Consider the following 17075-nt stretch of genomic DNA (forward strand, 5'->3'; position numbering starts at 1 on the left):
AGGAGAGCTCCAGTCAATCTCTCGCGCATTCCGCAGGAACAGCCCGCCTTTGCCGTTAGGGTCTCGCGCATTCCGAAGGAACAGCCCGCCTTTGCCGTTAGGGTCTTGCGCATTCCGCAGGAACAGCCCGCTTTTGCCGTTAGGGCCTCGCGCATTCCGAAGGAACAGCCGGCTTTTGCCGTTGGGCTCTTGTCCTTATTCAGTTCGGCCTGTATCCCGTCAGGGATAACAGGTCAGCCCCAGCGGCGTCCAAGCGGTCCCGCAGGGATAAGCGGTCCTCGCACCCACCCTTCTAATCACAGTACCGCCAGTCTCATTCGCCAGACTTGCAGGTGTCCAGAGGGTGCAACCCTTTGGAGCCCTCCCTTGGAAGGGAGGGTTTGGGAGGGATCGCACTCTTTTAATCACAGTACCGCCAATCTCATTCGCCAGACTTGCAGGTGTCCAGAGGGTGCAACCCTTTGGAGCCCTCCCTTGGAAGGGAGGGCTTGGGAGGGATCGAAGCTGGGTTTGGGAGGGGTCGCCACCGAATTATGGTACAAAAGTATACCACCCCCCCCTCCAAAGTGGTAGTAAGGGTTACTCGAAAGTGAATCGGAAAGTGATGATATGGCCCATGTGGGAAAGTGAGCGGGTTGATAGAATAAAAGTAAGATAACTGAAATTTTCATGAATGCTTTCAGAATGAACTTTAAGTGGAAGGAGGGTTACTGTGGAAAAGACGATTTTGGATTACATTAACCTGATTAAGAAAAGGCTGTGGCTTATCGCGTTGTTCGTATTGATCTCCTGTGCAACCACCTTCTATGTCAGCAAAAACTTCGTTGTACCCGTCTACTCCGCCTCCGGACAGCTGCTGGTCAACAACATCGCGAACATGCCCGAGAGCAACAATCTGAACGATCTGAATTTCAGCCTCAACCTGATTGAGAGCTACAAGGAAATTATCAAGTCGCCAACGATTATGAAAAGTGTGGCCGCGGCTCATCCGGAGTTCAACCTGACGGAAGATCAGCTCGCGTCGAAGCTGCAGATCAAATCATCCGAGAAGAGCCAGGTGATCAACCTGAGCGTCGAGGATGAGAGCTACACTAAGGCCGCAGGAATAGTAAACGCGGTTTCGCAGACTTTCATCCGCAGCCTGCCTTCACTGATGAGAGTGGACAATGTGTCATTCCTGACACCGGCTGATCCATCTGATGTGCCCGGACCTGTAAACGGCGGCTACATGATGAATCTTGTGATCAGCTTCGTAGTTTCGCTTATGGCAGCACTGGGCGTCATCCTGCTGCTGGAGACGCTGAACGGTACACTTCGCTCCGAGAAGGAAGCGGAGTATGATCTGGGCCTTCCGGTCATTGCCTCCATCCCGCCCATCCGCAAACGCGATTTGGGCAAGGCGGCCAATGCCAATGCCAATGCCAATGCCACAGTAGGGGAGGGCGCTTATGCTACCGCTGAATAAAAGCTTGATTGCTGACCTGAATCCAGCTTCACCCATCTCGGAGTCATTCCGCTCGCTGCGCACCTATATCCGCCAGCTTGCCCTGCTGCAAGGCAGCGGAGGCAAGGTCCTGCTGTTCACTTCAGCCGAAGGCGGTGAAGGCAAGACAACGATTTTGTCCAACCTGGCAGTCTCCTTCGTCCAGGATGGCAAGAAGGTTGCGGTGGTGGATTGCAACCTGAGGAAACCGGGACTGCATACCGTGTTTGCGGTGGAGGGCAGCGAAGGGCTTGCCGCCTATCTGGGCGGACGTCAAGAAGTGAAGGACATCGGTGTCTACGGAACCTTGGCCAACCTCTGTGTGATTCCGGCCGGAATCACCAATGTCAGTCCGCCGGACCTGCTGGGCAGCGACAGAATGATTTCGCTGCTGGAGGAGCTTCGGGCCACACATGATCTGGTCCTGCTCGATACGCCGCCTGCGGTGGAATACAGCGATGCACGGATTATAGCACCACAGGCTGACGGGGTTATCCTCGTTGCCAGACAAGGGAAGTCGAAGAGGGAATCGCTCCGCAAGGTGAAATCGTTACTGGAACAAGCAGGCTCGACCATTCTCGGAATTGCTATGAACCAAGCTAAATAACGGAAGCTAAGGGAGGAAGAATCTCATGAAAAAGGTAAAAAAGGTGATTATCCCCGCAGCAGGACTAGGAACGCGCTTTCTCCCTGCGACAAAGGCAATGCCTAAGGAAATGCTTCCGATCATTAACAAACCTACGATTCAGTATATCGTGGAGGAAGCCATCGCATCCGGAATCGAAGACATCATCATTGTTACCGGTAAAGGGAAACGGGCGATTGAGGATCATTTCGACAACGCCTTTGAACTGGAATCCCGTCTGCTGGAGGACGGCAAGCTGGAGATGCTGAAGGAAGTACAGCGTTCATCCAAGGTCGAAATCCACTATATCCGCCAAAAGGAACCCAAGGGACTGGGTCATGCCGTATGGTGCGCACGCCGCTTTATCGGCGATGAGCCGTTTGGCGTCATGCTTGGCGATGATATTGTCACCGGTCAGACTCCTTGCCTCAAACAGCTGATTGAGCAGTATGAGGAGACGCAGAATTCAGTTATCGGGGTTCAGGAAATTCCTGATGAATTCACGAACCGTTACGGGATTATCGAGCCGGACTTACAGGATGGACGGCTGTACCGGGTAAATAATTTCGTAGAGAAGCCGCCGCTGGGCACAGCGCCTTCCAATCTGGCAATCATGGGACGGTATGTGTTCACACCGAAGATTTTCAAATACCTTGATCTGCAGGAAAAAGGGGCAGGCGGCGAAATTCAGTTGACCGATGCCATCCAGAAGCTGAATCAAAGTGAACGTGTGTATGCCTATAACTTCGATGGAACGAGATACGATGTCGGCGAACGTCTGGGCTATATTCTGACCACGCTGGAATTCGCACTGCAAGAAGAGGATCTGCGGTATCCGGTGATGGACGCGATGGCCGAATGGCTTAGCAAAGCGGGACAAACCACGGTGGGAAGCTAACCTGCAACACCATTATACTTACCAAAATTTTAGGAGGAATGAGCATGCAAAAACTGCCGGAAGATTACGACGCCGTCCTGCCGAAACTTTACATGCTGCATGCCAATGAGGGGAAAAAAGAAACGGATTCCTATCTGGTCATGAAGCGGATAATTGATATCTTTTGTTCCGCCCTTGGTCTTCTTGTACTGCTCCCGCTGTTTGTACTGGTAGCTGTGCTGATCAAGCTGGAGGACCCCAAAGGCAAGGTGTTCTTCCGGCAGAACCGCGTGGGCAAAGGAGAAAAGCAGTTCCCGATGTACAAGTTCAGATCGATGGTATCCAATGCCGAGGAGCTGAAGGAGGAGCTGCTTGCCTTTAACGAAGTGAGTGGTGCGATGTTCAAGATCAAGAATGATCCGCGGATTACGCGGACCGGAAGATTCCTGCGCAAGACCAGCATTGATGAGCTTCCGCAGCTGTGGAATGTCCTGCTGGGACATATGAGTCTTGTAGGACCCCGCCCGCCGTTGCCGGAAGAGGTGGAGCAGTATTCCGAATATGACAAGCAGCGCCTGACCGTTACACCCGGCTGCACCGGCTACTGGCAGGTCAATGCCAGAAACAGTGTCGGCTTCGATGAAATGGTACAGCTGGACCTGACTTATATTCACATGCGGAGCACGATGCTGGACCTGCGGATTATTGCCAAGACGGCAATCATGCTGCTGGGCTCCAAAGATGCTTATTAAATTTATGGAAATTAGGTGAATACCGATGCGTGAACACGGAGTCATTCCTAAGGTATCCATTATCATCTGCACCTACAACCGGTCGGCTCTGCTGATCAAGACGCTGCAGTCGCTGTTGCCGCTGGAGAATCTGGATCTGGCTGAGATCATCGTTGTCGATAATTGTTCCAAGGATGATACGGCGGCCGCGGTTCAGGTGTTCATGGATAATTACGGATCAGAGCTTGATATACGTTACATTATGGAGCCGGTGCAGGGGTTGTCGGCTGCCCGGAATACAGGGATTCTGGCCTCTAAGTCGGAATGGATTGCCTTTCTTGATGATGATGCAATTCCATGCCGGACCTGGATCACTACGATCGCCAGCACCTTTGAGAGCAGGCCGGAAGTGATGGCTATGGGCGGCAAGATTGCTCCCATGTTCGAGACCAAACGTCCGGAGTGGCTGATCAAGCCCTTCGAGCTACCCTATACAATTGTTGATCTGGGCAACCGGATCAAGGAATATCCGGGGCGTCTGCATCCCTGCGGGGCCAATATGGCCATGCGCAAGGAGGCCTTCGATATCAGCCTGTTTCCGCTGGATCTGGGAAGAAAGGGCGATTCGCTGCTCTCCGGCGAAGAGACCTGGATTTTTGAACAGATCCGCAAGGCGGGGCAGTCCATTCTCTACCATCCGCTGATGGCGGTGGACCACTTTGTACCGGCTAACCGCTTGACCGAGGATTGGATTATGAAGCGGTATTACAGCCAGGGAATTTCGAACGCGATGAAGAGCGAAGGCTTGAAGGGCAATCTGCTTCTGCTGGCCAAAACAGCTGCCAAGATCGTGTATATCATGACCGACTCTGTGCTTTCCAGAAGCCAGGGGAAGAGGCTGCTGAATAAATGCAGGCTCGAAAGTATTCGCGGCACGCTTCATATGATCTGGAACCGGAAGCGGGAATCTGCAGCGGGGTGAGGGAAGACCAATGACCAATTTTGAGTGGGGCTCCAAATTTCATGTGTTGCCATACGGGATGCTCTATCTCATGTCCGCCCTGTTCCTTGGAACGGCGGTCATCTACCAGCCGGCGGTTGCGGTTGCGGCCGTTCTGCTGATCATCCTGCTGGGTGTTTCGATCTCGCGTCCCGAACTTATCAGCTATTTCGTCCTGCTGACGACAGCGGTGTCGATCAACTTTCTCTATGCAGGCAGCCTGTTCGGAGTGGAGATTCTGTCCTTATACAAGCTGGTCATAGTGATGCTGCTGGTGCCTTGTATACTGGTCAACGGCGTGCGGTTTCGGCTCAGCCACCCGCTCTGGGCGATGGTCGCCCTGCTCTTCATTACCTTCGGGCTGTCCATCTGGCTGCCGGAGATGACCTCATCGATTGCCGTCAAAGCCTTCATCGGTCTATCGTTGCCGTTCGTGTTTCTGCTGATCAACTGGAAGAAGGAAGTGGCTGACAGGCAGATTCGAATCCTCTGTATGCTGCCGTTAGTCAGTGTGGCTGTCGGAGTGCTGCTGCAGCTTGCAGGCATTCACCCCTTCCTGGATGTGGAATTTACGGGGGCGGTGCGGGTTCAGGGGGCGAATATCCCGGCGCATCTCGCGATGCTCGCTTTCATGGGAGTCGGCATTCCGTTTATCGAGATTAAGCGCAGCCCGCAGCATATCCGCTATTTCTACATCATGCTGGCACTCAATTTCTTCATCTTGCTGGCTACAGGGACAAGAGGGCCGATTCTGGCGCTGGCGCTGATGGTGCTGTACTACTTCTATGATATTTCCCGGCAGTATCTGAAGGGCAAGACCACTTATCTGATTCCACTGATGGGTTCGTTTCTGTTGATCTTCGCAGCCGTCTTTATGCAGCTGGATAACTTCAGGAAACGTTCCTTTGAGCGGACAACAGACACGGCTGTGGACCTTTCGGGTCGGTCCGAGGCCTGGGAATATTTCCTGAACAAGGCTGCGGACTCCCCTTGGTCGGGCAGGGGACTTGGAGCCGTTACTGTGGCGAATGACGGAACGCTCTACAAGGGTTTCGTCGTTCCCCACAATGAGTACATCCGCTTCTATTACGATGGGGGGTATATCGGCGCCATTGTCCTGCTGCTCTCCTTATTGGCTGTGTTCGTTCTGGTTTACAGAGCTTTGGCACCGAAGGTCAAACCTTATTATGTGTTTTTTATTGCAGCGTTTCTAATCTATTCGTTCTCAGACAATACGCTGTCGACGGTCCAATTTATTATTCCGTTCTGTTGGTACCTAAACTGTCTGTACCGGTCTTCACAGCCAACCGATTCCCCACAAAAAGAAGTGATACGATGAACCAAGTGAATATGTTCGATGTCAATTTCGATAACTATGATTTCATGGATCTGCTTGAATACATCGACAGGACCATTAAGGAGAGGAATCAATCCTACATTCTCACCTGCAATGTCGATCATGTAATCAAGCTGCGCAAGGACAAAGAGTTTCAGACCGTATATTCTGAAGCCGGAGCGGTTGTCGCCGATGGAATGCCGCTCATCTGGGCCTCCAAAATGCTCGGAAAGCCGCTGAAGCAGAAGGTATCCGGGGCGGATTTGTTCAGCCGTCTGGGAGAAGCCTTTGAGCAAAGGAAGTACCGGCTGTTCTTCCTCGGCTCTGCTGAAGGTGTGCCGGAGCAGGCAACCAAGAATCTGAAGGCGTCCTATCCGGGCATGAACATTGTTGGATGCTACTCTCCCTCCTACGGGTTTGAGAACAACGCGGAAGAGAATGAACGGATTGTAAGGATGCTGACAGAAGCCCAGCCGGATATTGTATTTGTCGGTGTCGGGGCACCCAAGCAGGAGAAGTGGATCTACCGCCACTACACCTCCTATCAGGCTCCGATCTCGATCGGAGTGGGAGCTACCTTCGACTTCCTGTCCGGGTCGGTCAAGCGGGCACCGGATTTCATGCAGAAGACCGGACTTGAATGGTTCTGGCGGCTTAGCCAGGAGCCGGGCCGGCTCTGGAAGAGATATCTGGTGGACGATGCGCAGTTCCTGGTGTTGCTGTTGAAGGAGCTGCGCAAACGGGATAAAGCAAGAGACGGAAAAATAGAGTAGCCGGAAAGTCCGGGGCTTACAGTGAAGTGGGGGTGAAGCAGATGAACCGCAATGAAGGAAGCCTGGCACTTCCGTCGCTGACATCGATCAAGGCAGCTGCCGTTCTGGCAGGATTCATTGCCCTATGTCTCGGACTGCCGATGATGATCGGATTAGTCAGCGCGAAGCTAAGCGCCTCGAACAGCCTGCAAGGTGTGGTGCTGGCGGGAATTCTGTTCCCGGCCCTGCTGCTTGCATTGGTAAGACCGCGGCAGCTGGTTCCTTACACCCTGCTGATCTGGGCGGTGGCACCGGAGCTGCGGCGGATCTCCGACTGGAGTGAAGGGGTATACCATTCGGTATCCCTGCTGAGTCTCGCACCGCTGCTGACCGGAGCGACGCTGGTGATCCCGGTGCTGAAGGAGATTCACAGAATCCAGAAATCCTCCACCCGGATTATCCTGCTGTTCGCTGTAGCCCTGGGATATGGCGCCTTGATCGGGCTGGCCAAGAACGGGATGGGCTCGGTGTACGATCTGGCCAATTATATTGTTCCGCTGCTGCTGCTGCCGTACTTCGCAGTAACCCGGTTCAAGGCCAAGGATATTGACCGGCTGCTCTACGCTTATGCCAACATCGCTGTACTAGTGGCGATCTACGGAATAGTGCAGTATCTGACCGTTCCGCCGTGGGATGCCTTTTGGATGCGAAATGCGGATATGATCTCCATCGGAACCCCTTATCCGCTGGAGGTTCGGGTCTTCTCTACCTTGAATTCGCCGGGTCCGGCGGCTACCTTCCTGGTATTCGCCCTGGTGCCGATGATTCTGGAGAAGAGATGGCAGGGCACGCTGCGCTGGATCGGTGTGCTGCTGGTGGTGATCTGCCTCTTGACTACGCTGGTCCGTTCAGCCTGGCTTGTCCTTCTTGTCATGCTGCTGGTCTATATCGCTTCCTCTTCCTCCAAGGGGAAATGGAAGTCTCTGCTCCAGCTGGTATTCGTTGCGGCCGCACTCTTCTGGATTGTGCCGAAGCTGCCGGGAGCCGAGGGGCTGGTAGCCCGGGTAGAGACCTTGACTTCTGTCTCGGAGGACCATTCCTACAATGAGCGGCTGAGCCTATGGCAGAATATGCTGCCGATGGTGGCTTCCAACCCTGTAGGGCAGGGCATCGGCAGTGTGGGGCAGGGAACGAAGATCGGCAATGCCGGCGAACTTGGTGAATACGGCAATATGGACAACGGAGTGATCGCCTTGCTGCTCACCTTTGGCGTACTGGGAGGGCTATTCTTCTTCAGTGCCCTGGCGGCTGTAGCCAAACAAATTGTGTCCAGGGTGATCAGCAAGGATAACCTTCAGCCGTATTCGCGGCTGGCACTCGCTGCATGGACGGGCGCAGTGGTCAGCCTGGTGTCGGACAATGGGTTCCCCGGACTTAAGGGGTACCTGATCTGGATGCTGGTCGGCCTTGGCCTCAGCGCGAAAGAGATAACACAGAGCAGAAGGAAGGGAAATCCCCATGGAGCAGTTGAACGCAAAATCACTTCCCAATAGCACAGTCTGGTCCTCCTTGAAGCGGTTCTCAAAGAGCAACGACAATAGCTCGGCTGCCGTGAAGACCATGTTTGTCAGCGTATTGATCCTGCTGGTGAATATCCTCACTGGTGTGCTGACAGCCCGTTATCTTGGACCTACAGGACGCGGGGAGCAGACAGCTATGGTGAATTGGTCACAGTTTCTGGCGTTCAGCATGAGCTTCGGCATTCCGTCCGCTCTGATCTACAATGCCAAAAAGAACCCGGATGACGCCGGGGTGCTCTACCGGATGGCACTGCTGCTCGGCATTGTCTTCGGGACAGCCGCAATGATCATCGGCATTCTGGTTCTGCCCTACTGGCTGAAATCCTTCAGCCCGGAGGTAGTGCGCTTCGCGCAATGGTCGATGATTCTGTGCCCTATAGTAGTGGTGTCACAGATTAACAATGCGGCGTATCAGTTCAGAGGCGACTACAAGAAATTTAACTGGATTCGTTATCTGACTCCGCTGCTTACACTGGGCATGATCATCGTTCTGATCCTTGGCGGCTGGATGAACCCGTTCACTACGGCACTGGCTTACCTGGTTCCCGGAGCACCGCTCTTCATCGGAATGACGCTGGTACTGCTGCGCACCTACAGGGTCAAAATGAAGGATGCCTACCTGAACTTCCGCAGGCTGTTCACCTACGGTCTGGGCTCCTACGGCAACGATCTGCTGGGTCAATTCTCTTATTACATTGACCAGATTGTCATTGCCGGGCTGCTGCGGCCCGCTGATCTCGGGCTGTACGCCGTAGCCGTGAGCCTGTCGCGAATGGTGAAGTTCTTCTCCAACTCGATTACGGTCGTGTTGTTCCCGAAGGCTTCCGAGTTGGGCAAGGAGGAGGCGGTAGCCCTTACCTTCAAGGCCTTCCGCATCAGCACCACCTTCACGCTGCTGGGCTCGCTGCTCCTGATGGTGCTTGCGCCACTGGTCATCCCGCTCCTGTACGGCAAGGAGTTCAATGAGGCGCTGACTGTATTCCGACTCTTGCTGCTGGAGGTGACGATCAGCGGAGGAACACTGATTCTGGCCCAGGTGTTCATGGCGCTCGGCAAGCCGAAGTTCGTCTCGATGCTCCAGGGTGTGGGCCTGATCCTCGTCATTCCGCTGCTGTTCCTGCTCGTGCCGAAGTTCGGCCTGTTGGGAGCGGGCGCGGCAATGTTGTCCTCGGCCGTGCTGCGGCTGCTGTTTATTATTCTTAATATCAAATACAACCTGAAGGTGAAGCTTCCCTGGATGTTTATCAACCGGGAGGACATTCAGTGGATGAAGACGACAATGAATTCCTATATCCGCAAGAAACCTAGCGAGACCTAAGACAAAGGAGGAAACCTTCATGGATTCAGTGACAAGTGTGCTTGGCAGCCCGGGCAGTATTCCCATCTCGGCTGTAATCATTGCCCAGGATGACGAAACTCGAATTGCCAAAGCCATTCAGTCCTGCAGGCTATTCGCCGACGAGGTGGTTGTGATCGACGGAGGCAGCAAGGACGGGACGGTGCAGCTGGCGGAGAGCCTGGATTGCCGGGTATACGTCAACCCATGGCCCGGATATGCGAAGCAGAGAGAATTCGGGGTGGAACGTGCCGTCCATGATTGGGTCTTCCTTATCGATACCGACGAAGTGGTCAGCGACGAGCTGGGCGCCGATATTCTGGCCCGCAAGCCTGCGCTGACGGACCCGGGCATAGCGTATTCGCTCTACCGGATTGGTGACTTTCTCGGCAGATGGCTGGACCGGGGCGAATATCTGGTCCGCTTGTACAACCGCAAGCAGTATGGCATCCGCAACAGTCTGGTGCATGAAATGCCGGACGTCTCGGAGGACCGGACGGTCCGCCTGACAGGGACACTGTGGCATCAAGGCTTCCGCAGCATCAATGACCATGTGGCCCGGTTCAATAAATATACCGATCTGGAAGCGCAAAGCGCCTTTGAGAGCGGCAAACCATTCCGGCTCAGCCATCTGCTGCTCCGACCGCCGGCCCGCTTCCTGCAGAAGTATTTCCTGCATGGTCTGTTCAAGAAAGGAATATCCGGCTTCGCGGTTTCCGTATTCTGGGTGATGTATGAATTCATGGTCGGCTTCAAGCTCTACGAATTGAACAGCTCGAGTAAGCTGGCCCAGCATAATGCCAAAGGCCAGAACACGAAAGAAGAAAAAGGAGAGAGAAGTTATGCCGTACAATGACGGGTTGAACATTATGACGACGGGACTCAGCTGGCCCTCCCTGCAGCCCGGCGGACTGAATACGTATTTCAAATCCGTATGCGAGCAGCTCTCCTCCCGCAATCGGGTACATGCGTTGATCTGCAGTCCGGAAACGCCGCCTACCCCTGAGGATTTGATTATCCACAATGCCGGAGACCCCAAGGAGACGATCTGGAAACGCAAGGATGCGTTCCAACGCAAAGCGGCTGATCTAATGGGCAACGGCAGTGGGCGTATTGATATCCTCTACTCCCATTTCGCCCCTTACGGCATTGGCCCCGCGATTGAAGCGAAGAAACGCGGTATTCCCGTGATCATGACCTTCCATGGTCCCTGGAATGAAGAAATGAAGATCGAAGGCCAGGGCATCAAGCACCGGGTCAAGACAACGATAGCGAAATCGATTGAACGCAAGGCTTACAAGCTGGCCGATAAATTCATCGTGCTAAGCGAGACGTTCCGTGACATTCTGCACAAGCAGCATGATGTGCCGCTGCACAAGATCATTATTATACCGGGCGCGGCGAACATCGAACGGTTTGTTCCGGCCACCAACCGGCTGGCGATCCGCAGAACGCTGAATCTGCCGGAAGGCGCCACGACCGTATTCACGGTCCGCAGACTGGTGAACCGGATGGGCCTGCTGCAGCTGCTTGAAGCCTGGAAGCAGGTATCCGAGCGTTTCCCGAACGCGATCCTGCTGATCGGCGGCAAAGGTCCGCTGCGCGGAGAGCTGGAAGAGAAAATCGCCGATTATGGGCTGAGCAACAAGGTGAGGCTGCTCGGCTATATCCCGGACCATGAACTAACCTCGTATTACCAGGCAGCCGACATGTTTGTAGTTCCCTCTCAGGCGCTGGAAGGCTTCGGCCTAATCACCGTAGAGGCACTGGCGACTGGCTTGCCGGTGATGGCGACCCCCATCGGCGGCAACAAAGAAATTCTGCAGGGCTTCCGTCCCGAGCTGCTGTTCAAGAGTGCGGCCAGCGAGGATATGGCTGAAGGCATGATCCATATGCTGAGCAACCGCAAGCTGCTGCCCAGCCGTGAGGAATGCCGGGGGCATGTGCTGGAGAAGTACACCTGGCAGCATGTAGCCGACCAGGTGGAGACGGTGTTCCTTCAAACCTTGGGAAAGGGTGTGGCCGCAGGATGCTAAGAATAGCTTATATCGATCACACCGCCAAATGGAGCGGAGGCGAAGTCGCTCTGTTCAATATTCTTACCAACATAGGTGATCAGATCGACCCGCTGGTAATTCTGGCCGAGGAAGGCACCTTGGCAGAGCGGCTGCGCGATAGAGGCATCGATGTGCGGGTGATTCCGCTGGACGAGAGCATCCGCAGCCGCGGCCGCAATGCCGTGAATCTCGGCGCACTGGCAGCGGCGATGAAGCTGCTGGCCTACGGCCGCAAGCTGGCACCGCTGCTGAAGCAGGAGAAGGTGGATTGTGTACACACCAATTCCCTGAAGTCAGCCTTCTATGGAGCCGTTGCCGCCAAGAAGGCGGGTATCCCGCTGATCTGGCATATCCGTGACCATATCGGTGCCCCTTATCTGAAGCCGGTCGTCGCCAAGGTGATCAGGCTGCTGTCGCGGCTGCTGCCCAATGGCGTCATCGCCAATTCCAAGTCCACGCTGAATGCGCTGGAGCTGCCGCGCTCGAAGAAGACATTGGTGGTGTATTCCGCTTTTGCCAAAGCGATCGGAAGCGGCATCGGCATCCGCGATCAGAAGGACTTCAACGTACTGCTGGTAGGGCGGCTCGCGCACTGGAAAGGCCAGCATGTTGTGCTGGAAGCAGCCAAAGCATTCAAGTACGATCCGCGGGTCAAGTTCTGGCTCGCCGGAGACGCCTTGTTCGGTGAAGAGGAATACAAGCAGGAGCTGCTGCGGAAGATGGACGATGACCTACTAACCAATGTGAGCCTGCTCGGCCATGTTGAGGACATTCAGGGCTTGATGAATAAAGCGGATCTCTTGATCCACACCTCCATAACGCCTGAGCCGTTCGGCCAGGTTATTGTCGAGGGCATGGCTGCGGGACTTCCGGTGATCGCCTCCAATGAAGGCGGACCGGTAGAGATCGTGGTACCCGGAGAGACAGGGCTGCTGATTCAGCCCGGAGATCCGAACCTGCTGGCAGAGTCGATCACCTGGATGCTGGAGCATCCCGAGGAACGCAGACGGATGGCAGATCAGGGCATGCGGCGGGTGAAAGAGCATTTTGTAATCGAGAATACCGTCAAAGACATTGTAGCTTATTATAAGGGACTGCTGGCTGGGACCTGATCCTACGCGGCAGACTTAACGAAGCGGATAGACCTAGCGGCAATGGATTACACAGCAATGCTGAAGAGGATGCTCCATAAAACTTTGAGGATGATTCACATGAAAATTGCGATAGCGCACGATTACTTAATCCAAATGGGCGGAGCGGAACGTGTGGTGGAGGTGTTCCACCAGATGTACCCGGAAGCTCCGATCTTCACGACGGTTTTTAACGGAAGCCGCCTAACTGACAACCTCAAAGACGCGGATATCCGGGCCTCCTGGCTGCAGAAGATTCCGGGTGTGAAGACCAATTTTAAAGGGGTGCTGCCGCTTTATCCCATGGCCATCCGTGATTTGGACTTTCGCGGTTTCGATATCGTCCTTAGCTCCAGCAGTGCTTTTATGAAAAGCATTCAGGTGCCAAAACATACGTTTCATCTTTGTTACTGCCATACTCCAATGCGGTTTGCATGGGATTACGACACTTACATGGAACGTCAGTCGAATTCCGGTCTGTTCAAGAAGATGCTGAAGGTATATATGCAGCAGCTCAAGAGCTGGGATCAGAAGACCTCCAAGAATGTGAATCAGTTCGTAGCCAACTCGTCTGTCGTCAAGAAGCGGATTGAGAACTACTACCACAGAGATTCGGATGTCATCTTTCCGCCCATCAACACTTCACGCTTCAAAAGCTCGGCCAACATCGGCGATTATTATCTGATTGTGTCCCGGCTGGTCTCCTACAAGCGGATAGACCTGGCTGTCGAAGCCTTCAGCCGCAACGGCCTCAAGCTGCTGATTGTCGGCGACGGACCTGACCGCAAGCGTCTGGAGGGCATGGCCAAGGACAATGTGCAGTTTCTGGGCAGGCTGGAGGATGAGCAGGTTACCGGGCTGATGGCCCAGTGCCGGGCGTTTGTTTTTCCGGGAGAAGAGGATTTCGGAATTACCCCGCTGGAAGCCAACGCCGCTGGAAGACCGGTCATTGCCTATCAGGCAGGCGGGGCGCTGGACACGATTGTGCCTTATGTGAACGGCGTATTTTTTCAGCATCAGGAAGTGGAAGACCTGCAGCAGGCGATCAACGAAGTGGAAGCCTATGCCTGGGATATCGGCCAGATTATCGGCCACGCACAGAAATTCGATGAGCAGACGTTTATGGTCCAGTTCAAGCAGTATGTTGAACAGGCCTACGTCAATTTCCTAAAAGGAGGATGAATGTATGAAGCTGGCAGTAATCGGCACCGGCTATGTCGGTCTTGTATCGGGCGTATGTTTCACACTGAATGGTAATCATGTCATTTGCGTCGACAAGGATGAGGATAAGATAAACAAGCTGAACCGGATGGAATCTCCCATCTATGAGCCGGGGATTGAGGCTTTGATCGAGATGAACCTCCGCGAAGGACGGTTGTCCTTCTCCTCCGACCTGAAAGAGTCGGTACGCCGCTCGGATATTGTCATCCTGGCTGTGGGAACACCGTCTCTGCCTAACGGCGAAGCGGATCTGCGCTACATCGAAGGCGCTGCCGCCGAGATCGGCGAAGCGATGGAAGGCTACAAGATCATTATGACCAAATCGACGGTTCCCGTAGGCACCAATGAGAAGATCCGCAACATGATCGCCGCGCACACCAGCCATCCTTTTGACATCGTATCCGCTCCTGAGTTCCTGCGGGAAGGCTCAGCCATCGAGGATACGCTTCATCCGGACCGGATCATTATCGGCCTTGACAATCCGAAGCTTGAGTCCACCATGCGTACGCTGCATAAGGGTTTCACGGAGAATGTATTCGTAACCGACATCCGCAGCGCAGAGATGATCAAATATGCCTCCAACGCCTTTCTGGCCACCAAGATCTCATTCATTAATGAAATTGCGAATATCTGTGAAAAAGTGGGAGCTGATGTAACCGAGGTGGCGCAAGGAATGGGCATGGACCGCAGAATTGGTTCCTCGTTCCTGCAGGCCGGTATCGGTTATGGCGGCTCCTGCTTCCCGAAAGACACCAATGCGCTGATCCAGATCGCCGGCAACGTCGATTATGAGTTCAAGCTGCTGGAATCGGTGGTTGAGGTGAACAAGGGACAGCGGTTTATGATTCTCTCCAAGCTGCATGAATCGCTCGGCAATCTGCGCGGCGCAGTCATCGGCATCTGGGGCCTGGCGTTCAAGCCTAATACGGATGATGTCCGTGAGGCGCCTGCCCGTGAAATCGTTGAAGCGCTGGTAGCCGAAGGCGCCATTGTGAAGCTGTACGATCCGATTGCTGCGGACAATTTCAGACAGCAATATGATCACCCGCAGCTGCGCTGGTGCACGAAGCCGCAGGAAGCGGCGGAAGGCAGCGATGCGGTATGTCTGCTGACCGATTGGAGCGAGTTCAAGGAGCTCAACCTGCATCAGCTGGCCCAGAGCATGCGCCGCCAGGTGCTGATCGACGGCCGCAATGTGTACGGCAAGGAGCAGATTGAAGGCACAGGGCTGGAATACCACTCGGTGGGACGCCCGGCGATGGGCGGTCTCAGCGGCTATTCTCCAAGTGTGGCAGGCGTGGTTTAATTACAGGCTTCTACAATATGCTTCACCTAATCCATGAGGAGGGTTCACTTATGAAACTGGTACTTTTGTCAGGCGGTTCAGGAAAACGGTTGTGGCCTTTGTCCAACGATTCACGTTCGAAGCAATTCCTAAAGGTACTGGAAAACCCCGCAGGTGAACCGGAATCGATGGTTCAGCGGGTATGGAGACAGCTTCAGGAAACCGGCATGGCGGATTCCAGTTATCTGGCCACAGGCCGCAGCCAGGTGGAGATGATCCAGAGCCAGCTGGGGCATGACGTTCCGATTATTGTGGAGCCGGCGCGGCGGGACACATTCCCGGCAATTGCGCTGACAGCGGCCTATCTGTATTCGGTGGCTGGTGTATCCCCGGCCGAGACGGTAGCGATCCTGCCGGTGGATCCCTATGTGGAGGCTTCCTTCTTCCAGGCGGTGGCCCAGCTGGAGCAGACCATGCAGGATAGCGGGGCGAATCTGGCCCTGATTGGCGTGGTGCCGGAGCACGCGTCGGAGAAATACGGCTATATTATCCCTACCAGCGCCGAAGCCGGGCCGGGCGGGTACATGCAGGTCAGTCATTTTCAGGAGAAGCCGGAACGTAAGCAGGCCGAAGAGCTCATAAGCCGCAATGCCTTGTGGAACTGCGGCGTGTTTGCCTTCCGCTTGGGGTATCTGCTTGATATCCTGCAGCGCAAGGGGCTGCCGCTGAATTATGAAGAACTGCAGAAGCAATATAAGCTGCTGGCGTCGATCAGCTTCGACTACGAAGTGGTAGAGAAGGAAGAGAATATCGTGGTGCAGCCGTACGACGGATTCTGGAAAGACCTTGGCACCTGGAACACTCTGACCGAGGAGATGACCAGCAACCATGTGGGCAAAGGATTTGTGACCGCCGATTCGGAAGGTACCTGCCTGATCAATGAGCTGGATATTCCAATCACGGTGATCGGGGCGAAGGATCTGATCATTGCTGCCAGCCCGGACGGCATTCTGGTGACCCACAAGGCGGAAAGCCCGAGAATCAAGGAAGTGCTGAAGGCTTTTGAACAAAGACCGATGTACGAGGAGCGCCGCTGGGGCCATTATAAAGTGATTGATTATGTGAAATATGATGAGGGCAATGAGGTGCTGACGAAGCGGATTTTTATCTCCGAGGGCAAGAACATCAGCTATCAGCTGCATCACAAGCGCAGTGAGATCTGGACAATCGTCAGCGGAGAAGCGAGCATTGTGCTGAATGAGAAGATGCATAATGTGAAGGCGGGCGATGTGGTCCGTATTCCGCAGGGCACTAAGCATGCGATTCTGGCGGTGACGGATATGGAGTTTATTGAGGTCCAGACTGGCTCGGAGCTGGTGGAAGAGGATAATATCCGCATCACCCTGAACTGGGAAGATATCGAATTACAGCAGTTTATATCTTAGGTCCAAACTAACTATTTAAACAAATAAAACGGATTCAAAACAGGTCTTAAGCCTTATTTTTCGAAATTAGTCAATTAATGACCTAAATAAAAACTAAATAGAGTCGATACTTACGGTTAGAGGGATCAATCCTTCAATAACGATAAAGGCAAACCTGTCGAAAGACTGGGACGCAAAGCTATAGGGCCTTCGCAAGAGTGGCAGCCTGGCTACCGAA

The 17075-nt window shown here is 54.1% G+C and carries 15 protein-coding genes and 1 riboswitch; all 15 genes read left to right on the forward strand.

The window, feature by feature from the left end; all coding sequences use genetic code 11:
* Window positions 1-712 precede the first annotated feature (712 nt).
* The 15 genes from B9T62_RS38000 to B9T62_RS38070 all read left to right on the forward strand — a co-directional run bounded on the left by B9T62_RS38000 (window position 713) and on the right by B9T62_RS38070 (window position 16858).
* Entirely contained in the window at window positions 713-1465 is a 753-nt protein-coding gene (locus B9T62_RS38000) for a YveK family protein (RefSeq protein WP_087919977.1), read from the forward strand.
* Window positions 1449-2090: a CpsD/CapB family tyrosine-protein kinase gene (locus B9T62_RS38005; protein ID WP_087919978.1), complete on the forward strand. Its 642-nt coding sequence runs from the start codon at window positions 1449-1451 to the stop codon at window positions 2088-2090. Before B9T62_RS38000 ends, B9T62_RS38005 begins: the two co-directional genes overlap by 17 nt.
* A 25-nt stretch (window positions 2091-2115) precedes the next feature.
* Window positions 2116-3006, forward strand: coding sequence for a UTP--glucose-1-phosphate uridylyltransferase GalU (galU, locus tag B9T62_RS38010; RefSeq protein WP_087919979.1), 891 nt, complete (start codon window positions 2116-2118; stop codon window positions 3004-3006).
* A 38-nt stretch (window positions 3007-3044) separates the two neighbouring features.
* Complete coding sequence (locus tag B9T62_RS38015; protein ID WP_087919980.1) at window positions 3045-3737, forward strand: sugar transferase; 693 nt, start codon at window positions 3045-3047, stop codon at window positions 3735-3737.
* Window positions 3738-3762: 25 nt separating this feature from the next.
* A complete protein-coding gene (locus B9T62_RS38020; RefSeq protein ID WP_087919981.1) occupies window positions 3763-4698 on the forward strand; it encodes a glycosyltransferase in 936 nt (311 codons plus the stop codon).
* A gap of 10 nt (window positions 4699-4708) precedes the next feature.
* Window positions 4709-6055 carry an O-antigen ligase family protein gene (locus tag B9T62_RS38025; protein WP_087919982.1) on the forward strand — a complete coding sequence of 449 codons (1347 nt, stop codon included), beginning with the start codon at window positions 4709-4711 and terminating at the stop codon, window positions 6053-6055.
* Window positions 6052-6825 (forward strand): WecB/TagA/CpsF family glycosyltransferase, encoded by a 774-nt coding sequence (locus tag B9T62_RS38030; RefSeq protein WP_087919983.1) that lies wholly within the window; start codon window positions 6052-6054, stop codon window positions 6823-6825. The genes B9T62_RS38025 and B9T62_RS38030 overlap by 4 nt, the downstream gene beginning before the upstream one ends.
* A gap of 41 nt (window positions 6826-6866) precedes the next feature.
* Complete coding sequence (locus B9T62_RS38035; RefSeq protein WP_087919984.1) at window positions 6867-8357, forward strand: O-antigen ligase family protein; 1491 nt, start codon at window positions 6867-6869, stop codon at window positions 8355-8357.
* Entirely contained in the window at window positions 8323-9702 is a 1380-nt protein-coding gene (locus B9T62_RS38040; RefSeq protein WP_087919985.1) for a lipopolysaccharide biosynthesis protein, read from the forward strand. Before B9T62_RS38035 ends, B9T62_RS38040 begins: the two co-directional genes overlap by 35 nt.
* Window positions 9703-9721: 19 nt before the next feature.
* Window positions 9722-10576 carry a glycosyltransferase family 2 protein gene (locus B9T62_RS38045; RefSeq protein WP_087919986.1) on the forward strand — a complete coding sequence of 285 codons (855 nt, stop codon included), beginning with the start codon at window positions 9722-9724 and terminating at the stop codon, window positions 10574-10576.
* Window positions 10563-11756: a glycosyltransferase family 4 protein gene (locus B9T62_RS38050; RefSeq protein WP_087919987.1), complete on the forward strand. Its 1194-nt coding sequence runs from the start codon at window positions 10563-10565 to the stop codon at window positions 11754-11756. The genes B9T62_RS38045 and B9T62_RS38050 overlap by 14 nt, the downstream gene beginning before the upstream one ends.
* Window positions 11750-12889, forward strand: a complete 1140-nt coding sequence (locus B9T62_RS38055; protein ID WP_087919988.1) for a glycosyltransferase family 4 protein — start codon at window positions 11750-11752, stop codon at window positions 12887-12889. Before B9T62_RS38050 ends, B9T62_RS38055 begins: the two co-directional genes overlap by 7 nt.
* A 99-nt stretch (window positions 12890-12988) precedes the next feature.
* Window positions 12989-14089 carry a glycosyltransferase gene (locus B9T62_RS38060; protein ID WP_087919989.1) on the forward strand — a complete coding sequence of 367 codons (1101 nt, stop codon included), beginning with the start codon at window positions 12989-12991 and terminating at the stop codon, window positions 14087-14089.
* A 4-nt stretch (window positions 14090-14093) separates the two neighbouring features.
* Window positions 14094-15434: a UDP-glucose dehydrogenase family protein gene (locus B9T62_RS38065; RefSeq protein WP_087919990.1), complete on the forward strand. Its 1341-nt coding sequence runs from the start codon at window positions 14094-14096 to the stop codon at window positions 15432-15434.
* 50 nt (window positions 15435-15484) lie between these two features.
* Window positions 15485-16858, forward strand: a complete 1374-nt coding sequence (locus tag B9T62_RS38070; RefSeq protein ID WP_087919991.1) for a sugar phosphate nucleotidyltransferase — start codon at window positions 15485-15487, stop codon at window positions 16856-16858.
* 137 nt (window positions 16859-16995) lie between these two features.
* A riboswitch (cyclic di-GMP riboswitch) is annotated at window positions 16996-17075 on the forward strand.

The organism is Paenibacillus donghaensis (assembly GCF_002192415.1).
GTDB lineage: Bacteria > Bacillota > Bacilli > Paenibacillales > Paenibacillaceae > Paenibacillus_AQ > Paenibacillus_AQ donghaensis.